General features: G+C 73.7%; 5 protein-coding genes. 1 reads left to right on the forward strand and 4 read right to left on the reverse strand.

Annotated features, from left to right (window positions below):
* A partial coding sequence (locus VOI19_RS15325; RefSeq protein WP_323793833.1) for a hypothetical protein occupies positions 1-674 on the forward strand: 674 nt, incomplete at its 5' end.
* A 91-nt stretch (positions 675-765) separates the two neighbouring features.
* Here VOI19_RS15325 and VOI19_RS15330 read toward each other — a convergent pair.
* From VOI19_RS15330 to VOI19_RS15345, 4 genes are all read right to left on the reverse strand, one after another.
* Positions 766-1,203 carry a DUF3040 domain-containing protein gene (locus VOI19_RS15330; protein WP_323793834.1) on the reverse strand — a complete coding sequence of 146 codons (438 nt, stop codon included), beginning with the start codon at positions 1,201-1,203 and terminating at the stop codon, positions 766-768.
* Between the two features lie 140 nt (positions 1,204-1,343).
* On the reverse strand, positions 1,344-2,585 hold the full coding sequence (gene dinB / locus VOI19_RS15335) for a DNA polymerase IV (protein ID WP_323793835.1): 1,242 nt from the start codon (positions 2,583-2,585) through the stop codon (positions 1,344-1,346).
* 21 nt (positions 2,586-2,606) lie between these two features.
* Positions 2,607-3,356 carry a methyltransferase domain-containing protein gene (locus VOI19_RS15340; RefSeq protein ID WP_323793836.1) on the reverse strand — a complete coding sequence of 250 codons (750 nt, stop codon included), beginning with the start codon at positions 3,354-3,356 and terminating at the stop codon, positions 2,607-2,609.
* A 31-nt stretch (positions 3,357-3,387) separates the two neighbouring features.
* Positions 3,388-4,234, reverse strand: an 847-nt coding sequence (locus tag VOI19_RS15345; protein ID WP_323793837.1) for an OB-fold nucleic acid binding domain-containing protein, incomplete at its 5' end; no start/stop codon positions are given.

The raw sequence follows: 4,234 nt of genomic DNA on the forward strand, positions 1-4,234 counted from the left end.
CCGTCATCCCGACGGTGCGGCCCGAGGAGCAGCCCTCGCGGGTCCCGTCGGGGCGACCGTCCGCCGACGCCGCGCAGCCCACCACGGCGCCCGACCTCGACGACCAGGCAGGGTCGGACAACGCCGGCGACGCCGGACTGCCGTGGGCGCGCGTGCTGCTGGCCCTGGCGTTCCTGGCCCTGCTGGTACTCCTGGCCGTCGCCCCGCACACGTTGCGCTCCCGGCAGCGGTCCCGCCGACTCGGCGCGGGGCCGGAGTCGGCCTGGGACGAGCTGCGAGCCACCACCGTCGACCTGGGTCAGCAGTGGCCCGAGCACCGTTCGCCGCGCGAGGTGCTGGTCGTCCTGCTCACCCGCCTGGGTCGGGTCGGCGACTCCGACGAGAGGCCCGCTCGCGGCCCCGAGCAGGCGCCGCTGGCCGTCAAGGCGCTCGCCCGGATCGTGCTGGCCCTCGAGCAGTCGCGCTACGGCCTCGGCAGCGCCGCACCGGCCGGGGCGTTCGACGCCGACGTCGAGATCTGCCGTCAGGCCCTGCTGGCCGGCGCGCCCCAGCGCACCCGACGCCGTGCCACCTGGCTGCCGCGCTCGGTGCTCCGACGTGATCGCACGCGTCCGGGGAGCGACGACCCCCAGGACGCCGAGGACCGCTCGGGCGCGCTCGTCGACCACGTCTGACTCACTGGCCTGACACACATGTCCGACTCACTGGTCGCCAGTCGGTCGGACAGCTGTCACGACCGGTCTTCACGGCCGCGACTGCGGCGGATCAGAAGCCGCCGTTCTCCCGACGACGGCGCCAGCGGGCGTCCATCCGCTCGAGGAACGTGCCCGAGGTGGCCGAGGCCCGTGAGCGGCTGCGCTTGGTGCGGCGTCCGCCCTCGATGACCGAGAAACCCGACGGATGACCCGAGGTGTGCTCGGCCGGGCCGGCCTGCTGCTGGCCGCGCATGGCGCCCAGTCCGATGGTGGCAGCGCCGAGCATGAGGACGAAGCCCGCCAGTCCGACGTACCACCGGTTGTAGACCGCACCGGCCATCAGGACCGTGATGCCGAGCGTGAAGGCAGCTCCGGCGATGATCGTGCGTCGACGTGCGCTCTGCCGCATGGTGACGCCGCGCAGGGTGGAGGCGAACTTCGGGTCCTCCTCGACGAGCGCGCGCTCCATCTGCTCGAGCAGTCGCAGCTCCTCTTCGGAGAGTGGCACCGGATCCTCCATGGTCGTACGTGACAGGCGCGTAGCGCGGGCGTTGCGTCAAGGATAGGCAGGCCGCTGTCGTCACGGTAGCCGGGAGCCGGAAATTCGTGCGCAATCTTCACAAGCGGTCACCTCGGAGCGCCGAGACATCAGCTCAGGAGGCTCGCGGGACGCACTGCGGCGCTCCCGAAACGCCGGGTGGCGAGGTCGATCGCACGGTCGGCGTCAGCCCAGCCGCGCTCCCGCTCCCCCAGAACTCCCTGTCGCTGCACCTGCTCCCGTGCCATCAGACCCTCCACCCGGACTCCCACCAGTCGCACCCGTGCGCGCTGCAGCCCGAGGGCGTCGTAGAGGCGCACCGCTGCCGCGTAGAGCTCCTGGGTGACGTCGGTGGCCTCGGCCAGCGTGCGGCTGCGCGTGATGGTCGTGAAGTCGGCGAAGCGGACGGTGATCGTGACCGTGCGACCGGCGACCCCGGCCGCGCGCACCCGAGCGGCCACCTTCGCGGTGAGCTTGAGCACCTCGCGCAGCACCACGTCGCCGTCGTCGGTGTCGCGGGCGAAGGTCTCCTGCGCCCCCATCGACCGCTCGGGCTCGGCCTCCCCGCTGCGCGCGCCGTGCCCGAACACCCCGCTGCTGCGGGGCGCGACCTCGCGCCGGTCGGTGCCCCAGGCCAGGTCGTGCAGGTGCGCGCCGAGGTGCTGACCCACCGCGCGCTGCAGCGTGCGCACCGGGGTGTGGGCCACGTCGCCGACCGTGACGAGTCCGAGCCGGTGCAGCAGCGCCCGGGTCTTCTCGCCGACGCCGTAGAGGTCGCCGACGTCGAGCGGATGCAGGAACGAGGTGACCTCCGCCGGGGTCACCACGACGACGCCGTCCGGCTTGGCCCGCTTGCCGGCGAGCTTGGCCACCGAGATCGAGGCCGCGATCCCCACCGAGCAGGTGATCCCCTGCTCGTCGTGGATGGTCGCGCGGAGGTCCTCGGCGATCTGGAGCGGCGTGCCGAGCCGTCGCAGCGAGCCCGAGACGTCCAGGAACGCCTCGTCGAGCGAGATCGCCTCGACCAGCGGGGTGGTGCGACGGAAGAGCGCCATCACCGCGGTCGAGACCGTCGTGAAGGTGTCGTAGTCGGGCTCGAGGACCACCGCCTGCGGGCAGAGCCGACGGGCCCGCGTGGCCGTCATCGCCGAGCGGACGCCGTACGCGCGGGCCGGGTAGTTGGCGGCCAGGACCACCCCGCGGTGGCCACCACCGACGATCACCGGCAGGTGCTGGAGCTCGGGACGGTCGCGCAGGAGCACCGAGGCGTAGAACGCATCCATGTCGACGTGCAGGATCGGGGTGGACGTGACGTGAGCAGTGCCGGCGGCCGCGGCGTCGACGGAGGTCACGCCGACCTCGACCGGGTGGGGCTAGCGAGCCAGCAGGTGCACCTGAGTGGCGAGCGGGAGATACTCCGGGCGCTCGGCGACGGCGCGCTCGAGGTCGACGAGGGCCCCGGTCGCCCCGGGCTCGAGGTCGAGCAGTGAGCCGGGCACCAGGTCGGCGAAGACCCGGATGCCGTGCGTCGAGACGACCTCGAAGCCGGCCTCGACGAGCAGGGTGTGGGCCTCGTCGCGGGTGAAGCGGCGCCCGGCGCGACCGTGGCTCGAGACGTCGTCGAGCAGTGCGGTGGCCTGGGCGAAGTGGCCGGCCATGGCGCGGGCGACGACCGCGGCGTGCCGCTGGGCCACGAGGAGACTGAGGTGCCCGCCGGGGCGGAGCACCTGGCGGATCCTCGCGACGGCGGCTGCGGGGTCCTCGACGATCTCGAGCACGCCGTGGCACAGGACGACGTCGACGCTGTCGGGCGAGACGAGGTCGAGCAGGTCGGTGAGGTCTCCCTGGCGACCGGACACCTCGACGCCGTGCTCACGAGCACGTCGATCGAGGGAGGCCAGGGCGTCGGGACTCGGGTCGATGACCGAGACCCGGTGGCCGCGCTCGGCGATCCGGACGGCCGAGCCGCCCGTGCCACCACCGATGTCGAGCACGTCGAGCGCCTCGTGCGGTGCTCGACTGCCGGCTGAGTCAGCGGGGTCGACGGGGCCCCCGAGAATCGGGTCGAGGACATCCCACACCACAGCGGTGCGGGGGGCGGCACGGCGATCGCTGGCGGACATGGGACGAACCCTAGTGCGTCGTGAGGGAGCATCATCCTGGGCTTCCCGGGGAGCGGTGCCACAGCGAGCGGGAGACCTGCCGAGGGTCGGCACCCGAGGGTCGGACGTCGGCGTACGGCGACACCGCGAACCCGCTGCTGTGCACGAGCACCCGACGCGGCCGACCGTCGCCGGCCCCCGTCGGCCGCGGCGCGGCAGCAATCAGGTCCTGCACCGCACCGAGACCCTCGCGGCGCCAGAGGTCGTGCAGCTCGGTGAGCTCCCACGCTCCGGTGGCGCGCAGCGAGACGCCGCGGTGACCCGTGCGGCGCAGGTCGCCGCGCACCACCAGCAGCCACGATCCGAAGACCGTCTGGGCGTAGGGGCCCTGGGCGTCCTCGAAGAACGTGGCGTCGACCGGACCGGTGGAGTCGTCGAGGGTGAGGAAGACGACGCGTCGTCCGCTGCGGATGGGCGGGGTCTGGGTGGCGACCTTCACGCCGGCGACGAGCAGCTCGCTGCGGCTGCGTTGGGCCAGCAGGTCGCGGCTGCGGGTCGTGCCGAGGGCGTCGAGGAACCGGGCGTGTCCGTCGAGCACGTGACGACTGACGTCGAGCCCGAGGATCTCGAGCTCAGCCGCGACCGACTCGGCCGCGCTGAGCTCGGGCAGCCCCGACACCTCGCCCTCTCGTGGGGCGTCGCCGAGATCGAGGCTGAGCTGCACCGACTCGATCGGCGGCGGAGCCGCGCTCGTGCGGCTCTGGGCCGAGGCACGCGCCCAGACGCCCGGGTCGCCGAGGGCGTGACGCTCCGGCCCGGTGGGCGCGGCGCGCGCCCCCGGATCGGTGCTGTTGCGGGCCGCGGCGTCGGCGCTGCGGGTGTCGGCCGGGCGGACGCGC

Source organism: Nocardioides sp. (assembly GCF_034670285.1).
In the GTDB taxonomy this organism is placed as follows: Bacteria; Actinomycetota; Actinomycetes; order Propionibacteriales; family Nocardioidaceae; genus Nocardioides.